At 38.3% G+C, this 18,422-nt stretch carries 13 protein-coding genes; 10 read left to right on the forward strand and 3 right to left on the reverse strand.

Annotation, left to right across the window (positions count from 1 at the left end; all coding sequences use genetic code 11):
• Positions 1-208: 208 nt before the first annotated feature.
• The gene (locus N477_RS17215) at positions 209-1,510 is read right to left on the reverse strand and encodes an HD domain-containing phosphohydrolase (protein ID WP_063362878.1); all 1,302 of its coding nucleotides are present in this window, start codon (positions 1,508-1,510) and stop codon (positions 209-211) included.
• A 95-nt stretch (positions 1,511-1,605) separates the two neighbouring features.
• Between N477_RS17215 and N477_RS17220 the strand changes: the two genes are divergently transcribed.
• The 9 genes from N477_RS17220 to N477_RS17260 all read left to right on the forward strand — a co-directional run bounded on the left by N477_RS17220 (position 1,606) and on the right by N477_RS17260 (position 14,367).
• The gene (locus tag N477_RS17220) at positions 1,606-2,685 is read left to right on the forward strand and encodes a response regulator (RefSeq protein ID WP_063362879.1); all 1,080 of its coding nucleotides are present in this window, start codon (positions 1,606-1,608) and stop codon (positions 2,683-2,685) included.
• Positions 2,682-3,221 carry a heme NO-binding domain-containing protein gene (locus tag N477_RS17225; protein WP_063362880.1) on the forward strand — a complete coding sequence of 180 codons (540 nt, stop codon included), beginning with the start codon at positions 2,682-2,684 and terminating at the stop codon, positions 3,219-3,221. The genes N477_RS17220 and N477_RS17225 overlap by 4 nt, the downstream gene beginning before the upstream one ends.
• A gap of 26 nt (positions 3,222-3,247) precedes the next feature.
• A complete protein-coding gene (locus N477_RS17230) occupies positions 3,248-4,174 on the forward strand; it encodes a sensor histidine kinase (protein WP_196760649.1) in 927 nt (308 codons plus the stop codon).
• Positions 4,175-4,678: 504 nt separating this feature from the next.
• Entirely contained in the window at positions 4,679-7,801 is a 3,123-nt protein-coding gene (locus tag N477_RS17235) for a glycosyl hydrolase family 18 protein (RefSeq protein ID WP_063362901.1), read from the forward strand.
• A gap of 80 nt (positions 7,802-7,881) precedes the next feature.
• On the forward strand, positions 7,882-9,315 hold the full coding sequence (locus N477_RS17240; protein ID WP_063362882.1) for a lytic polysaccharide monooxygenase: 1,434 nt from the start codon (positions 7,882-7,884) through the stop codon (positions 9,313-9,315).
• Between the two features lie 69 nt (positions 9,316-9,384).
• Positions 9,385-11,844, forward strand: a complete 2,460-nt coding sequence (locus N477_RS17245; RefSeq protein WP_063362883.1) for a glycosyl hydrolase family 18 protein — start codon at positions 9,385-9,387, stop codon at positions 11,842-11,844.
• A gap of 154 nt (positions 11,845-11,998) precedes the next feature.
• Entirely contained in the window at positions 11,999-12,757 is a 759-nt protein-coding gene (locus tag N477_RS17250) for a substrate-binding periplasmic protein (protein ID WP_063362884.1), read from the forward strand.
• 9 nt (positions 12,758-12,766) lie between these two features.
• Complete coding sequence (locus N477_RS17255; RefSeq protein WP_063362885.1) at positions 12,767-13,174, forward strand: hypothetical protein; 408 nt, start codon at positions 12,767-12,769, stop codon at positions 13,172-13,174.
• Positions 13,175-13,182: 8 nt separating this feature from the next.
• Positions 13,183-14,367: an anhydro-N-acetylmuramic acid kinase gene (locus N477_RS17260; RefSeq protein ID WP_063362886.1), complete on the forward strand. Its 1,185-nt coding sequence runs from the start codon at positions 13,183-13,185 to the stop codon at positions 14,365-14,367.
• Here the strand turns inward: N477_RS17260 and N477_RS17265 are convergent.
• Together N477_RS17265 and N477_RS17270 are read right to left on the reverse strand one after the other, a co-directional pair.
• A complete protein-coding gene (locus tag N477_RS17265; RefSeq protein WP_063362887.1) occupies positions 14,356-14,850 on the reverse strand; it encodes a hypothetical protein in 495 nt (164 codons plus the stop codon). The two genes, N477_RS17260 and N477_RS17265, sit on opposite strands and share 12 nt — an antisense overlap.
• A 116-nt stretch (positions 14,851-14,966) precedes the next feature.
• Positions 14,967-16,106 carry a Na/Pi symporter gene (locus tag N477_RS17270; RefSeq protein ID WP_063362888.1) on the reverse strand — a complete coding sequence of 380 codons (1,140 nt, stop codon included), beginning with the start codon at positions 16,104-16,106 and terminating at the stop codon, positions 14,967-14,969.
• Between the two features lie 333 nt (positions 16,107-16,439).
• Between N477_RS17270 and N477_RS17275 the strand changes: the two genes are divergently transcribed.
• Positions 16,440-18,407 (forward strand): ATP-binding protein, encoded by a 1,968-nt coding sequence (locus tag N477_RS17275; protein ID WP_063362889.1) that lies wholly within the window; start codon positions 16,440-16,442, stop codon positions 18,405-18,407.
• Positions 18,408-18,422: the final 15 nt, after the last annotated feature.

The following is an 18,422-nucleotide window of genomic DNA, read 5'->3' on the forward strand; positions in this document are numbered from 1 at the left end:
GTAAAACCATCTAGTAAAACCACCTAGTAAAACCACCTAGTAAAACTCGTTGTATTGGCGACTTTTTTAAAACCCTCACTGCAATGACTAATTATTACTCTAAACTCATGTATGATGTGTTCTTTGGTTCTAATAACCAATTATGACTATTATAAATAATTGGTGGTAGGCCGCGATAATAATTAAAAAAGAACCTAATTTAACATAACTAATTATCAACAATCATTATTCTAAATGGATTTGGTTTCTGAGTTTCAAGTTGTTGTAATTTTGATATGGAATTTTGTGAAAAAACGTGGCCTTTTGGTAGAAGCATAATTCCTTGTGCATTATGCATAGCTAAACCTAATTCCATACCTGGCTTAAGCTGATGAGCGGTTAATATGCTCATACTACCAACTTTATCAGTTTCAACTTGATCAGTAGACAGTACATTCAATAAAGATTCAACGACTTTTGGATGATAAAAACTACCTCCATACATCTTAATTATTTCAAGTGCATTTTCTTTTCTCTCACTCATTGGCCTTTGGCTCTGATATAGGTGCTCAATATAGTCTCTGGAAACAGCTAGAATTTGAGCACCTATAGGGATCTCCTTACCTTTTATTCCCTTTGGCACCCCTTGGCCATTATATTTCTCAAACTGGCTATAAATTGATTCGGCCACATCACTAAGATGCTGCGCAGGCATTAACATTAATTGTGCGGTCGCAGGGTGAGTTAAAAATACTTTTTTCTTATCGCTATCAAGCTCGTGAAAAGGTTTTGAATATAAGCTTGGGTCCATTGCTAAAAGACCTACTTGAGACAAATAGCCAGACATTCTTACCATATCAGCCACTTCATTACTGAGGGATAAACCTTTGGCAATTTGAAAACACAACTTAGCAATATTTTTTGCTTTGTCCGCATCAAGATATGGATTCGCATTTATAAAATTATAAAGTAGCTCAACAGTGCTTTTGTGTTCTTTCTTTTCATTCTCATTTGCGGCTTCAAGCTGCTTTAATACCTGGCGAATTTGAGAAGTTCTTTTTTCAACTAAACTTTCTAAACTTGTATTGAGAGTTTTTAACTCTTCATTTTGTGCCTGAACCTGCTTTTGTAAAATGTCATTTTGCTTTTTTAATTTAGTCAGTTCAGCAGCTTTATTTATTTCTCGAACAAGCTGTTCATTATTCCATGGCTTTTGTAAGTATCCATGTATACCACCGCTATTAATTGCATTAATTGTATCTTGGATATCGGAATAGCCTGTCAATAGAATTCTTCTTGCATCTGGTGAAATAGCTTTAGCATGAGTTAAAAACTCCGCGCCATCCATATTCGGCATACGCATATCGGAGATAATTACATCAAAATCAATCTCTCTTACTCTATCTAGTGCTTCATGACCCGATTGGAATAGCTCTGCTTTAATTCCATTCTGTCTCAATAACCGACCCAATGAATTCAAAACACTTTTCTCATCGTCAAGGCATAGTACGACTATTGTTTCGTCATTCATATATGAAGATATCTCCAACTCAAAAACATCATTTGTTATTAATTTTAAAATTAGACTAAACTTTAATAAGAAACAATAAAATAGGCACGGATTTGATGAAAATAAAACCGACAAATGTTTTGTTACTTGATGATGATAAGTTAATTTTAAGAGCGCTATCTAGAGCACTTAAAAAACAACTTGGTGCAGACAACATTGTCGCGTTAAATGACCCAACATTATTAGAACAATACGTCGCTAATGCATCAGATTCGTTTGATTTGTTTATCACTGACTTTCAGATGCCAGTTTTAGACGGAGAACAGGCATTGAAGATTGTACAGAAAATGAGTCCACTTACAACACGCATATTAATGTCTGGAGACATTGAAAGTTTACGAACTAGACCACAGAATATCCCTGCCAATCTTATGATAGCTAAGCCTTTTACAATTGATGATTTATCTCTGATAGGTGATATTTATGAGAGATCACAATCAACAAACCTTAGTCATGATCAGCAGTTACAACTGGGGTTTATGCCTTATATCCCATTACCGAATATAGAAATAATAAACTATCAAAAACACAAGAAAACCACAGGGCAAGGTAAACATGCTCAATTAATAAAACACTTAGACAGTATCGTAGAACCAGAAATCAAAGATAAGACACTCATACCTCAAATACAGCGTGCAAGCGTTGAATTGGTACAGATTCTCTGTCAACTTGTAGAGCAACTTATATATACCATATCGGCTTGTACTTTGAATAAAACAGTCGAAAAGTACTATTTGTTGGCTGCTAAAGCTTTTGTATTTGCGCAGAGAAATAATTTCCAGATTATTGATTGCGAAAGGCTTTTACAATCTGTGCTTGGCTTAGCTTTTAATAATTTAATCAGAATTTATCTGGATGAGCTTTACAAAAATCGTTTTGATATTTCTTTGTATGACCACTTTGCAACAATCTGGGGAGTAAATGCCCAAATCTTAGCGGATAAGAAAATGTTCATATCCGAAATTACAGATAATGGATTGGCATACATCTTCAGAGCCATCATGCTTAATTTAGGTACTGAAAATGAAAATCCAGTATCGGATATTATCAATTCAAATGAATCAACACTTGATAGTTTAAAACTATATTCACAGCAATCATCAACTAGCTCTTACATAGAAGAGGAATTTTTATGAAAGGTTTGATATTCAGATGCCTAGAAGAACTTGTTATCGAGCAAAAGGGCATGGATCTATGGGAACAGTTGCTTGAAAATCATTGCCCTGAAAATCGCGTTTATATTAGTGCAAGATCATACCCTGATGAAGAGCTTCTAGCTATTGCAACGAGTGTTGCTAGTGCATTAAATTTAAGTATGGAACAAACCCTGAAAGCTTTTGGCACTTACTTATTTTCATTTTTGGCAAAAAAACATCCAGCAATTGTGAAAGAGTTCAAAAGCTTCGACCAATTAATTATGTCAATTGATGAGGTAATTCACAGTGAAGTACAAAAATTGTATGAAGAGCCAAACTTACCAACAATAAGCGCCAAAATACTGAATAAAAATAAAATTGAACTGATATACAATTCACCTAGACAGCTTTGCTTCTGTGCGGAAGGATTAATCTACGGTTGTGCAGAGCACTTTAATGAATCTGTAGCAATAGAGCATACAACCTGCACACATCGTTCAGATCCTGTATGTACTTTAATAATAACACATGGATAACTATGCAGAATTACTACAAGGCATACATGCGCGAGAAACAGGCTCGCGATGAACTAGAAGAGTTACTTGAAGAAAAAACGAGTAAATTGTATGCATTAAACTTAGAACTTGAAAAGAAAATAGAGATTCTTCAAAAGCAACAAGTCGCAGTAGTTGAATCAGAAAAAATGGCCACGTTAGGAACGCTTTCAGCCGGCGTCGCACATGAAATCAACAACCCTTTAGCTTATTTGACATGTAACCTCGACACACTGTCTGAGTACACTCATGACATAGGTGAATATCTAATTTTAAGTTTAAAACTAATAAGCAAAGACATAAATATTTCTGAATTTACTGACGAAATTGCAAAGCTCCAAAGCAGCATTTCAACTTCAGATCTGATTCAGGATGTAAACGACATTACTGATGACTGTAAGGAAGGATGTGAACGGATCAGTAAAATTGTCGCTAACTTATTAGATTTTGCAAAGCCAAAAATTGAGGCTATCGCTGAAGTTGAGGCTCAAGAGTTAATTGACCAGACAACTCAACTACTAGAAAATAAACTAAAACAACTGAGAGTTACTATTGATTGCGAATCTGAATTAATAATTAAAGGTAACAAATCGAACTTAATTCAGGCATTAATAAACATATTGGTAAATGCGGTTCAGTCCTGCAACTCGAAAAAAATCACGGACCCAACCTTTATTCCGAAACTAACTATTACAGCAAAACAAGAAGGCCAAACTGCGGTGCTTGAAGTTATAGATAACGGTCAAGGCATAGATACCACAATAATAAGTCGAGTATTTGACCCGTTTTATTCTACAAAGCCGCTTGGTAAGGGCACCGGAATGGGTCTTGCGGTAGTGTATGGCATCATCTCCAACCACGGAGGATTAGTATCAATAGAGAATAATCCTGATGCAGGTGCCACAGTTTCAGTAAAAATCCCCCTAGTAAATTAAACTAAACATCTGTCTTCAAAGTTATTTTTAACAAATACACTAGACTTAAGTCTAATGTCTTCATTTTTTATGAAGAAAATAAATTGAATTTTTCACTGCGCCAAATCAATTTCCAAGAGATTTAATTATTAATTTATATAACCAATAAATATATATTATAACTTATATAAGTTTACGTGCGCGTAAACTTTCGGATAAATTTTATTTATGCGAAAGTTTACATTTAGACCTAGTTCAGACACATAACTTCATTAAGCAACTGTTATATATGCAATAGTATTAAAATTTACCTAAAAAAGAGATGAATTGGATTCATACGTTACTTTTGTAACTAAAAATTAAATTTATTCATATCGAGTCTAAAAACACCATACATAAGTACTAAAACCACACAGGCAAAGGTTATTTTTTAACCACCACAACATTGACGTGTTTAATTTCTATGTTAGCTTTATTTAACAAATGTTAATCACAATTAATGTAAAGGTTGGTGATAAAATGAAAATGAGAAATCATATAATAAATGCACTCAAGTTGAGCTCCATAGCAATTGCAATTAGCACAACGTATGCGCATGCATATGACTGCACAGGTATTGCCGATTGGCAAAGTGGCTCTACTTACGTAGGTGGCAACCAAGTCGTTCAAAACAATACAGCGTACGAAGCAAAGTGGTGGACTCGTTCAGAACCTGTGCTTAACTCAGGACCAAGTCAGGAGTGGAAGAAACTAGGAGATTGCAGTGGTACTGGCGTTAATAATCCACCTGTTATCAGTCAGTTAAAGCCACTTGAAGGTTCTGAGTTTAGCCAAAATGACAGCGTTGCCATAAGTGTAAAAGCTGTTGACGTTGACGGAAGCGTCAACCGAGTGGAGTTTTATGTTGACAATAACTTAATTGCTACCGACAACTCAGGCGTTGCTGATGTATTTGATGCTACTTGGACGGCTGGCCAACCAGGTCAATATCAAATTAGCGCAAAAGCATTTGACGATAAAAATGAAGCTTCAAATGTACTTTCTAATTTACTAATCGTTAAAACTTCTACCCCAGTAAATGAAGCACCAGTTGCGACACTAGATATCAAGTCAAAACCTGTCGAGTTAGTAGTTGGCAGCAGTGTTGTATTCTCACTTTCAGGAAGCGATACAGATGGTTCGTTAAGCAAACTCAGTTTCGCTGTCAATGGAACAGAAGTATTAAGCACGAATGGAACAGCGACTGAACACACATGGGTCGCTGAAGCTGATGGTACATATAACTTTACGCTTACAGTGACAGACAATGAAAATGCGAGTACGAGTGTTAGCACGCAACTTCAAGTAGGTGCGCAAAACCCTGGTGATAGAGATGCTTGTAAACCTGATGGGCTTTACCAAACCCCTGGTGTGAATACGCCTTACTGTACAATTTATGACGCTAACGGCAGAGAACTTATGGGTGCTGACCACCCTCGTCGTGTAATTGGTTACTTTACTAGCTGGAGAAACGGCGCGAATGGTCAACCATCTTATCTTGTCAATGATATTCCTTGGGACAAAATCACCCATATTAATTATGCATTCGCACACGTTGACGCAGCTAATAAAGTATCAATAGGCGATCCAAATGCAGCAGGTAACCCAGCAACAAATATGGAATGGCCTGGTGTTGCAGGTGCAGAACTTGACCCCACATTGCCGTACAAAGGACACTTTAACCTTCTTAATAAATATAAAAAACAATATCCAGATGTAAAAACTTTAATTAGCGTAGGTGGTTGGGCAGAAACTGGTGGTTTCTTTGGTCCTGATGGTTCACGTGTAAACAGCGGTGGTTTTTACACAATGACTACCAATGCTGACGGCTCTGTAAACAATGCAGGCATTGAAACGTTTGTTGCTAGCTCAGTAGAGTTTATTCGTCAATACGGTTTTGATGGTGTAGATATTGATTATGAGTATCCTTCTTCAATGAAAGACTCAGGTCATCCTGATGACTTCCCAATTTCAAATGCAAGACGCGCTGGTTTAAACGCATCTTATCAAGTATTAATGAAGCGTCTGCGTGAAGAATTAGATAAAGCTGGTCAGCAGGATGGTGTTCACTACATGTTGACTATCGCTTCTCCTTCTTCTGGTTACCTATTACGTGGTATGGAAACGTTCCAGGTAACAAAATATTTAGATTATGTAAACATCATGTCATATGACTTACATGGTGCATGGAATTCACACGTTGGCCATAACGCGGCACTTTACGATACCGGCTTGGATTCTGAGTTGATTGCCTGGAATGTTTACACAGAAGAAAACTTTGGCGGTATTGGCTACCTAAACACAGATTGGGCAGTTAAATATTTCCAAGGTGGATTATCTGCCGGACGTATAAATATTGGTATTCCATACTATACTCGTGGCTTTAAAGATGTTCAGGGCGGTACTAACGGTTTATGGGGTCAAGCAGCGCTACCAAACCAAGCTAACTGTGCACCTGGTACAGGTGTTGGTGAAAAGAATAAATGTGGTAATGGCGCACTTGGTATAGACAATTTGTGGCATGACAAAAATGATGCTGGACTTGAAATGCCTGCAGGGTCAAATCCACTTTGGCATGCTAAAAACTTACAAAATGGCGTGATGCCAAGCTATTTATCAGATTACGGTTTAACACCTGATACTGACCCAGACGATCAGTTAACGGGCACATATGCACGTCATTATGACAGCGTTGCCGTAGCACCATGGTTATGGAATGCGCAAAAGAAAGTATTCTTATCTATTGAAGATGAGCAATCAATGGGTACCAAAGTCGATTATGTAATCAACAAAGGCTTAGGCGGCATTATGTTCTGGGAACTCGCTGGTGATTTTGATTATGACCAAGCAAAAGGTGAGTACTTCATGGGTTCAAGTATGACAACACTTGCCTATAACAAGTTCAAACAAGCAGGTGCTCAGTATGATATCCACCGCGGTGATGTTGCATTCCAAGTACCAACTGAACAAGTCGATGTCACATTTGAAGCTAAAAACTTCCCTGTTGGTGATGATAACTACCCAATTGCACCAACTTTCACCTTTACGAACAATTCAAATATCGATTTAACAGGTGCGAAGATTTCATTCGATATACCGGTATCAACGTCTCCGGTGTTTAAATCGAATTGGAATGCGCAAGAAAAACTAGTCATGGCAGTAGATGTAGACAACTCAAATGCTGCTGGTAATAACATTGGCGGTTTTGATGGTGACTTCCACAGATTTTCAATCACGCTAATCGATGATTGGGGTAACCAGCCAAAATCATTTGCGCCTGGAGAATCAGTGGGTGCACAAGTCATGTACTACATGCCTATAACTGGTCCTGTGAACTTCACAGCAGAAAAAGACGGTAAACGTTACGCGTTCAAGTTTGAACAACCAACACTACCAGCTGCAAAGCCTGGTGATGGTAATGGCGGCCCGATCACACATTGTGAAGGCACACCAATTGCTGAAATCCCAGTATATCCAACTTTCCCAAAAGGTACACATGCCGGTCAAGGTGACCTAATCATCGACGGAAAGGGCGTATACAAAGCTAAATGGTGGAGTAACAAGCAACCATCAACAAGTTCAGATTATCAAAAAGTCTGTTCACTTTAACTAAGTAAGGGGGAGGGCTCCTCCCCCATATACAAACCTAAAACAAATTTAATTAGCATGTAGTCATCAAGGTGAGCGAAATGAACACTATAAAAAGAAAGGCTTTAACATCAATTTCAGTTGTTTGTACGGCGTATTTAACATTACACGCAATTAATGCTTCAGCACATGGTTTTATGGACTTCCCTAAAGCGAGGCAGTCAATATGTGAAGCTCAAGGTGGCTACTGGTGGCCAGACGACGGTACAAACATACCAAATTTAGCATGTAGAGCGGCCTTTTTAGAATCTGGATATGTCCAGTTTGTTCAAGAACATGAGTTTGCCGCACTTATAGCTGACTACAATAATCAAGCCGCAGTTGAAGCAGCCATACCTGATGGAACATTGTGTGCCGCTGGTTCAAATGAAAAAAGAGGAATGAACTTACCACATAAAGATTGGCAAACAACAGATGTGAAACCTAATGCGAATGGTGATCTGGCAATACGTTTTAGAGCAACAACACCGCACAATCCAAGTTTTTGGAAATTCTACTTGTCAAAACCTACGTTCAATACAAACACGGATATTTTAAATTGGGCTGATTTACAGTTAATCTCAGAGGTTGGAAACATCAACTTTGTGACAGACCCTGATGGTAAAAAATTCTATGAAATGACCATCAATATCCCTCAAGATAGAACTGGACGCGCAATACTCTATACCAGATGGCAGCGAAATGACGTTGCAGGTGAGGGCTTTTATAATTGCTCGGATATAAACATTACATCGGATTCTCAACCAGTTAATTGGTATTCTGCAGGCTTTTTTGTCAAACAAGGCCAAGATGCAAACGCAGGGGATACTGTTTGGGCACGTGTATTCAATGGCACCGGACAAGAACTCGTTAAGCAATCATTAAAAATCACAACTACAAACCTAGCTAACTGGCAAGAAGAACTAGCTACAATTCTCAATACTAATTATGCAACTGATGTACAAGTCGGCGTAAAAGATGCCGCTGGCAATATTAGCTTCGATAAAAATAATCTCTTAACTAACGAAGTTTATGTTGCTGATGCAGCAAACACATACAATCTAACTATACAGGTCAAACAACCTAATACACCACCGACTGTACACAAACCTGACCCAATTATTATGAACGAGTTAACTGAAGTTCAGTTGCATGTTCATGCATTTGATACCGACACCATGGATCTAACATATACATGGAATGTACCTAACGGTCTTACTTACACAGGCGCTGGAGCCACTATTAATCTAGCCGCCGCTGACGTTACACAAGATACAAATTACACGGTTAGCGTAAATGTGTCAGACGGAGAGCTTTCGTCTTCCACAACAGCCGAAATTACCGTCAAAAATGTCGTAAGTACACTACAGCCTTGGAGTAAATCAAAAACATATGTTGCTGGCGATAAAGTTAGCCATAAGGGCACAGATTACGAAGCAAAATGGTGGAATAGAGGCGAAGAGCCTGGTACTACACAAGTTTGGAAAAAGATTTAAACAGATGTAAAGGTCACTCCAAATTATTTGGGGTTTGGATATAACATGTAAAATAAGGTTGAGATAGTAATGAAGATTAATAATTTAACTGCAGCAATAGGATTGGCATTAATGTCTACTGGATTAATGGCCGCACCTTCAGCACCACAAATCAGTTGGGAACCACAAACGTACTCATTTGTAGACGTTAATTTAGAAGGAAATGGCTCTTACAAACAGATTGTTCAAGCTAAAGATGTCGTTACAGTGAACATTAAGTGGAACTCATGGAGTGGTACTGGTGCTGACAGTTATAAAGTTTATTTTGATAATCAAGTTGTAAACAAAGGGTTGTTAGAACCAGGAACAAAAACTGGTGTAGTCACTTTCCCTTATACAAAATCCGGACGTCATACACTGTATCTAGAGATCTGTGATGCTACAGGATGTGCTAAAAGTGCCGGTAAGCCTATTGTAATTGCAGATACAGATGGCGGCCACTTGCAGCCTCTTACAATGGATGTAGATCCAAATAATGCGAATAATGGTACTATCCCTGGTATGGTTACAGGTGCTTACTTTGTTGAGTGGGGCATATATGGCCGTGACTTCGACGTATCTAACATTCCAGCACACAACCTTTCTCACCTACTTTATGGATTCATTCCAATCTGTGGTGCGAACGAATCTCTTAAAGAAATTGAGAATGGCAATAGCTGGCGCGCATTACAAAAAGCATGTGCGGATTCACAAGATTATGAAGTTGTTATTCACGACCCTTGGGCCGCAGTTCAAAAAACATTACCGGGCACTGATAACAACGACCCAATTCGTGGTACTTATGCGCAGTTAATGGCGCTTAAACAGCGTTATCCTGACCTGAAAATTTTACCTTCAGTGGGTGGCTGGACTTTATCAGACCCATTCCATGGTTTTACAACAAAAGCTAATAGGGACACATTTGTTGCTTCAATGAAGCAATTCCTAAAAACTTGGAAATTCTATGACGGCGTTGACATCGATTGGGAATTCCCAGGTGGTGATGGTCCAAACCCAGGTCTAGGAGATCCGGTAAATGATGGCCCAGCATATATCGCATTAATGCAAGAACTTAGAGTTATGCTTGATGAATTGGAAGCTGAAACCGGCCGCAAATATGAGCTAACATCTGCGATTGGTTCAGGTTACGATAAAATCGAAGATGTAGACTACCAAGTTGCACAGCAGTACATGGACTATATATTTGCAATGACTTACGATTTCTACGGTGGTTGGAATAACGTAACTGGTCACCAAACAGGCATTTATTGTGGCTCACACTTAAGTCAAGGTGAGTGTGATGGGACAGGTCTAGATGATAACGGCGAGCCAAGAAAAGGGCCTGCTTATACACTTGATAACGCAGTAAAAGCACTTCTTGCACAAGGTGTAAACTCTAAAAAAATCGTAGTTGGTGCCGCAATGTACGGACGTGGCTGGGAAGGTGTATACGATTCGAATACAACTATTCCAGGTAATCCAATGACTGCGCCAGGTAACGGCAAATATAAAGGTTCTACCAGCGAAGGAGTCTGGGAAGACGGCATCATGGATTATAAAGGCATTGCTAGAAACCTAGTAGGGGGTGGTAATGGTCTAAATGGATTTACTGTTGGTTATGATGAGCAAGCAGAAGCGGCTTGGGTATGGAATAAATCAAGTGGTAAACTACTTACATACGATAGCCCTCGCTCAGTTCTTGCTAAAGGTCAGTACGTTAACTTGCATAATCTAGGTGGTTTATTCGCTTGGGAAGTAGACGCAGATAACGGTGATATTCTAAATGCAATGTACGATGGTTTAACAGGCGGTATGCCAGTAAACAGAGCACCAGTTGTAAACGTAGATGCTAACCTAACATTGAACTCTGGCCAATCTTCAAACTTGACTGTTAATGCAACAGACCCTGAAGGTGCTGCTTTAACATATGCTTGGTCAGCTCAAGGGCTTACGCTAACTTCAGCAAATACTGCTACAGTTGGAATTACAGCGCCATCAGTAACAACTGATACGACTTTCCAACTAACAATTGCAGTGACTGATGACCAAAATGCGACGACTGAAAAAACAGTCTCAGTTTTGGTCAAAGCCGAAGTGCCAGCGGGTGCTCCAGTTGTTCAGCCAATTAGTAATGTAACAGTACAAGAAGCACAATCTGTGACTGTTTCAGCTGTAGCAACGGATCCAAATAATGACCCACTAACGTACACTTGGAATGTACCTGCAGGCCTTACAGTCTCTGGTCAAGGTTCAACAGTATCTTTAACAGCAGGTGATGTTGCACAAGATACAACTGTGACAGTAACAGTTGATGTATCGGATGGTACTAACACAACTTCAGCATCTTTCGATGTCACTATTACAAATGTTGACACCGGTGCACCAGCTTGGGATGCAGGTACTGTCTATGTTGGCGGTGACAAAGTTACTCATAACGGTTCACTTTATGAAGCAAAATGGTGGACAAGAGGTGAAGAACCTGGTCGTGCCCAAGTGTGGAAGGCTCTTTAAGTAATTCACTTTTAATCATCGGGCTGATATTTGTAGACTAGTTATGAATTGACCAATGGATAGGCCAGCCCTTATAAAACAAAGGCATAAACTGCCTTTGTTTTTTTTTGTAAATAAATCATAATTAGAAGATAATTCAATTTAGAAATAGCATGTGAAATTACTTTTTTTTCTGCTCATCCTAGTATCCAATTTCGCCTACTCAGCCCCCAACTGTAAATCTGAAAAGAAAGTTGGCATTGGTGGAAGTTGGCCACCTTACATAACCTATAAAGATGATGTTCCAAATGGCGTCGACATCGAAATTACCAAACTTGTTTTTGAAAAAGCAAATCTGTGTATTCAGTTTTTAAGGCTACCTAGTTCAGCAAGAGGGTTAGTTGAACTTTATAAAGGTTTTATAGATGTTTTACCATCAGCTAGCTTTAACCGAGAAAGGGCAGAAAATGCACACTTTACTAAACCATACCGACGAGAACGCATGCGATTGTTTACAAGACTTGAGCTCCCCCCAGTAAAGAGCCTGACCGAATTATTTGCAGCAGAATATACGTTTGTGACCAACCCAGGCGCGTATTATGGTGAAGAGCTTAGACAGATTTTACAGATCCCCTGGTATCAGCAGCGTTTAGCTGAAGTAGCAAGCGCATCACGGCGTATGGAATTAGTAAACAAACGCAGAATTGACTTTTTGATCGAGGATGAATATAGCGGTTACTACTATATAAACCGTTTAGGTTATGATCAGTTAAGGTTACACTCATATGTGGTCAATGATAATGCAATTCATTTTATGCTCAGTCGTATTAATTTTACACAAGAAGAAATTGAGTCGATAAATAAAGCAATTGAGAGCTTGCAAACAGAAATTCAAAACATCTTGTTAGCGTCACAACCCGCGGCAATAAAATAGGAGACCACATTGAAACCTTTATTATTAGCAACACTATTACTCATATCACCTATTCTATTCGCAAAAGAAAAGCCCTACACCGTCGACAGCTATTTACCTCAGATAGATATAAATCAGTTTTATCAAGAAGAGCAGATAAAACCTAATAAAAGCGATTTTATAGTAAGGTCGTCATTGGCAATGTCAAATGAAGATGGGAGTAGAGCGGTTCTTATTAATATAGAGAATTTATCAAGCGGAAGAAGAATTTTAGAGCCTGAGCAATTAATCGTTTTATTTGCAAATGGTGATGTTCAAACATTGACTTCTTTACCGAGGAAAACAACTGTAGCAGGACAGTCTAAGGTAAATATAACAATTGAACTAGGGTATAATATGTACCCTGTCATTTCTGTACTAACATCAAATAATATCTAAAAATAAATATGAATCCATATATTGAAAAACTTTATAAGCTCTCTACCAAAAATGAAAGAATCATAATAGGCTTAATGAGTGGGACATCTCTAGATGGTTTGGATATCGCTGTCTGCAAAATATCTAACTTTGGCGCAGACACAAAGTGTGAAGTTACGCATTTCGCCACTATTTCATATAGTGATGAAATAAAAAATAAAATACGCCCTGTATTTTCAACAGAAACTGTTGAACTTAAATATCTTACACTATTAAACCCATGGATAGGGACGTTACATGGCCATTTTATCAACCAGAAATTGACAGAGTGGGGCATAAAAAATGAGGATATAGACTTAATTGCTAGCCATGGACAAACAATCTATCATTGCCCAAATAGCTTTCATTCATTTTCTGATTTCAATAATGGTACATTGCAGATAGGTGACGCTGATCATATTGCCGCAGAAACAAACATAATTACCTTATCAGACTTTAGACAAAAACACATTGCTGCGGGCTTTGAAGGTGCACCACTTGCACAATATGGAGACTACAACCTCTTCGCAAACCATCAAAAAGATACATTGCTGCTAAACATTGGCGGCATTGCCAACTTCACGTTTATTGGTAAAGGTTATGGTGTAAATGACGTCATCTGCTCAGATATAGGGCCAGGCAATACCTTGATGGACCAGTATGTACAAAAACATTTCGGTATCGATTTTGATAAAGACGGAGAAATCGCATCGAAAGGTGTCATAAATAGTGACTTACTCGACTTGCTATTGTCTTTAAGCTTCATCAAGCAAGCCATGCCAAAAACAACCGGTCCTGAACTATTCAATCTTGAATTACTTGAAAAATTGCTTTCTCAGATAAATGCCGAAGTATCGCCACACGATATCATGGCAACCTTAAATGAATTCACAGCAAATTGTATTGTTAAACACATACAACAATTAGATATAACAAATTCTACTGATGTACTGGTGAGTGGTGGTGGTGCACACAACTTGGCTATTGTTGCAAAACTTCAAGATAAATTAGGTAAGCATTTTAGGGTTCTAAAACTTGATGAGAACGGGATCAATGCAGATTCTAAGGAAGCTGTATTATTTGCAATACTAGCGAATGAAACAGTTATGAATGCGAATGCTGGAAGCAAAAACGGCAAGCAATTGACGATGGGTAAAATATCTCTACCGCTGTAAAGCTAACCCATCCATTAATTCATTTTTCCACACAGTTAGTCGCATGGATAGGGTTTTAAAGAAGGGCTGCTCTTTTTTAAAAGGGAGCTCTTCTGAATTGTGATTCTCTATTGCGCGAGCGAGTTCGACCTGAGCATCTACAACGTTTTTCACTCCTCCCGTTTCCCCAAGTAAGCTAAGTTGAGTCATATAACTACCAGCATCTCCGCTACCCGTCAAAACGAGTTCAACAGAACCTTTAACAATATCCAAATCATCCAATAAGACAGTTCCACAAAAGTTGACATACCTAGCATCGACATGGGTTGCTGTAATGACTAACTTGTTTCCAGATACAGCATCAGATGGCAGCAAGCAGTCTAATACAAGTTCTTCACCTTGCATTTCAAACTCAATCTCATCAATTGCTGAAGCTTTACCGATAGGGAAAAGTGGATCAGTGTGAGTGTACAATTCAAATTGGATGGTTCTAGTATTTCTCATCAGATACAACAGGAAAATAATTAACAGCTAAAGTATGAATGTATTTTATTGCATTAATATGAACAAAACCTCGACAACCATCATGGTTGCCGAGGCTTGTGCTTGTATGCTGGTGCTTAACGAACAGCTAGCATGATAAGACCAGGTACTACGAAGAATGAACCAAGTACATATCCGAACGCAGCAGTCTTGTTCCTAGCACCCACCTCAGCAAGCTTTTCAGCGCACTTGATTGGGATTTCGCGAAGTAGTGGCAGGCCATAGATTAAGCCTACTGCGAATACGTTGAACATGACATGCACTAGCGCAACTGTTAACGCTACTTCAGCTGCTGGGCCTGTGATAGAGGTTGCAGCAAGAAGTGCAGTGATAGTAGTACCAATATTAGCACCTAAAGTGAATGGGTAGATTTGACGTGTTGTGAATACGCCGCTACCAGCTAGTGGAATCATTAAACTTGTTGTTGTAGATGAAGACTGAACCATTACCGTTACAACTGCACCTGAGCTGATACCTGCAACAGGGCCACGACCGATTGCACCGTGTAGAAGGTCTTTTGCTTTACCAACAAGTGCTTGTTTAAGTAACTTACCTAGCGTTGTTACAGCGAATAAAATAAGTGCAATACCGATTACGACCATTGCAATACCAGCAGCTTTGCCATCAAGGAAGCTAACTGAATCTTTAACTACACCAACAGCAGGCTTAACCAAAGGCTTAATGAAGTTATAGCTCTTGATTGATAAATCTGCATCGCCGACAAATAGGTGCGCAAGACTTGCTGAAAACTTTTCTAATAGACCGAACATGATTTCCAGTGGTAGGAAAATAGCTACCGCGAATAAATTAAAGAAATCGTGTACTGTAGATGCAGCAAAAGCTCTTTGGAATTCTTCTTTAGAGCGAATGTGTCCGATTGATACAAGCGTATTAGTGATGGTTGTACCAATATTTGCGCCCATGATCATAGGAATTGCAATTTGCAGAGGAAGACCACCGGCAACTAAACCAACTATAACAGACGTTACAGTAGATGAAGATTGAACTAAGGCTGTAGCAAGTGCACCTAATAAAAGCGCAACAAATGGGTTAGTAGCAAACGCGAAAATCTCTTTCGCACCTTCAGAACCACCGGAAGCAAGTTTAAAACCACCACTAACTGTACCTACGGCAACTAGCACTAAATAAACAAGAAATGCAATTGCACCCCAGGTTAGTAACTTTGATGGTAATGACTTTTGGCTATATTCACTCATTGATTTATCTCGTTATGTCAATGCCATTTTTTATGGCACTTTGATGACGTTTTTGTTTCAGGACGCATTTAAACAAACAAATATGACAGAAATATTTCAGTCGTGATAATTGTACCTAGAAACCATTACTGATTAATGTCCTAAATCAATGCGGACGAGGCATAATACCCATTAGATTAAGCTATCTAGTTGTTTTATTGTGTTTTTATCAAAATTAAATGTGTTACAATCTTTTACATTGCACTTTAAGTTAAACAGAAATCATTCTCAGCCTCCATATTTGCTACATGATTGAAGGCTAAAATTTGACTAAAAGAATGAAGAGAATAAGTAATGCGTTGTTTTTTACTGGTACTGCTGTGTTTTTTTTGTACACCAATCATTGCTAGTCCATTGATAAATATAGAGCCAACAACAATAAAACAAAACACTCAGGCTCTCTCTTTAAATAAAGTAGCGATGTTTTACTTCGACTACGATGGTGAATTTCGCAGCGCCTTTGATTTCGAGCGTCATTCATATCACTTTAGAACTATCAACGAAATCAACAAAAAACCTAAAATTAGCATTTACTCGAAGTGGGCATACATAAAGCTTGATAATCAAAGTAATGTTAAAGACTGGAAAATGTCATTTGGCTTTCCTCGCCTAGCAAAATTATCTGTGTATAAAAAACTGCCAACTGGCTGGCAAGACCTTTTCAACTTAGATGAGTCCGATCCCTTCAGCAAACGTCCAGTTCAAGACCCGCAAATGTATATACCTTTAAATATGGATATTGGCGAGAACACCTTTCTTATCGAGTATCAGACATTTGCAAATGCGCCAGCCAATTTACAAATACATACACCAGAAAACTACCTTAAAGAATCCCACAAAAGCCTAATAACGAATGCCAGCCTAACAGGTGTTGTCGCCGCGATTCTATTAATTGTGTTAGTAAACTTGTTTTTTAATAGAAATAGCACAAATGTTTTTTATGCGGCATGGACCTTTTTGTTCTTTTTAATTGTCGTTGATACTGCGGGATTCAGTTTCCAATACTTCTGGCCTTCACACAATGCATTTTCTGGTCAGTTTTCGATATTTTTGATGGCCACAGTCCCGCTATTTCATTTACTCTTTGTCAGAGGGTTCTTACAGCTCAAACATTACCACCCAGCGCTAAACAAGGTTTATGTAGCATTCATTGCACTTTACACAATCACAGTCCCTACAGCACTGTTATTAAATACTGTCTATTTCAACCTTATATTGAGTACGCTAGTTATCCCAGTCTTTGTTTACACGTGCTCTTGGAGCATCAAGCAAAAAGGACCAGGTATGCGTACCTTTACATTTAGTTTGATTAACCATTTATTGTTTTTAAATATATTTACTATTTTAGGCGCTAGCTATGGTAATTTTATTGATGTTTTTGATATCACATCATTTATCAAAATTGGATACCTAATCGAAGTCCTACTGTTTACCATAGCATTGGCTTTACAGCATAAATCTCTGCAATCAAGACTGTTAAATCAACTGCAACATCAAGTTCATGCGCTAAACCAAACTGTAAATACCAAGCACAGAGAAGTTAGCTACAAAGAAGAAAAACTTAAAGAAAAAGAAGAAAAGCTATTTACTGATCTGTCACATGAGTTAAGAACACCACTAACTGTAATGAAAATTCAAGTTGAATCGTTGCAATACAATATAGTCGACAATGTTCAAGACTCATATAACAAGCTAATGAGTAAAATTGATGAGTTAAATACATTTATAGACCAACTCATGCTGGTGACAGATGATAAAGATATTGCCTCTTTGCTAAACAAAAAACCAACTAATGCGCGTGTCTACATAAACGAGGTATTTCAAACATGTATTGGTGAGGGTGATCCTAAAACATCAAAATTCACCATTACAAACAAATTAGATAGTTCGCTAGTTGTTACCCTAGATAAACAAACCATTGAAAATGCAATCTGTGAAGTTGTTAAAAACGCACTGAGATTTGGCGGTGACGGAGTCGAAATTTCACTTAACACATATATGGAAAATGATAACCTGATAATAAGAATTGAAGATTCTGGCATGCCATTATCGTATGAAGCCCATCAACAATTATTCCAACCGCTATTTCGCGAAGAAATTTCTAGAAGTACACTAATGGGTGGTAAAGGAATGGGTCTAGCCGTTTGTAAAAAGATAGTAGAGTCACATAACGGACAAATAGAATCACATAATAGCTTGCTTGGCGGCCTCTGTATTGAAATCTCACTGCCGATGAACCATGAATTGGCATTGAACACATAAAGAGTGAGTTAAAAA

It is taken from the genome of Pseudoalteromonas luteoviolacea H33-S, from assembly GCF_001625695.1.
Classification (GTDB): domain Bacteria; phylum Pseudomonadota; class Gammaproteobacteria; order Enterobacterales; family Alteromonadaceae; genus Pseudoalteromonas; species Pseudoalteromonas luteoviolacea_B.

Coding starts and splice junctions, on each gene's coding strand:
- N477_RS17220 (WP_063362879.1), top strand. CDS start 1,606: ATGAAAATAAAACCGACAAATGTTTTGTTACTTGATGATGATAAGTTA.
- N477_RS17240 (WP_063362882.1), top strand. CDS start 7,882: ATGAACACTATAAAAAGAAAGGCTTTAACATCAATTTCAGTTGTTTGT.
- N477_RS17225 (WP_063362880.1), top strand. CDS start 2,682: ATGAAAGGTTTGATATTCAGATGCCTAGAAGAACTTGTTATCGAGCAA.
- N477_RS17265 (WP_063362887.1), bottom strand. CDS start 14,850: ATGAGAAATACTAGAACCATCCAATTTGAATTGTACACTCACACTGAT.
- N477_RS17275 (WP_063362889.1), top strand. CDS start 16,440: ATGCGTTGTTTTTTACTGGTACTGCTGTGTTTTTTTTGTACACCAATC.
- N477_RS17260 (WP_063362886.1), top strand. CDS start 13,183: ATGAATCCATATATTGAAAAACTTTATAAGCTCTCTACCAAAAATGAA.
- N477_RS17270 (WP_063362888.1), bottom strand. CDS start 16,106: ATGAGTGAATATAGCCAAAAGTCATTACCATCAAAGTTACTAACCTGG.
- N477_RS17235 (WP_063362901.1), top strand. CDS start 4,679: ATGAGAAATCATATAATAAATGCACTCAAGTTGAGCTCCATAGCAATT.
- N477_RS17230 (WP_196760649.1), top strand. CDS start 3,248: ATGCGCGAGAAACAGGCTCGCGATGAACTAGAAGAGTTACTTGAAGAA.
- N477_RS17245 (WP_063362883.1), top strand. CDS start 9,385: ATGAAGATTAATAATTTAACTGCAGCAATAGGATTGGCATTAATGTCT.
- N477_RS17215 (WP_063362878.1), bottom strand. CDS start 1,510: ATGAATGACGAAACAATAGTCGTACTATGCCTTGACGATGAGAAAAGT.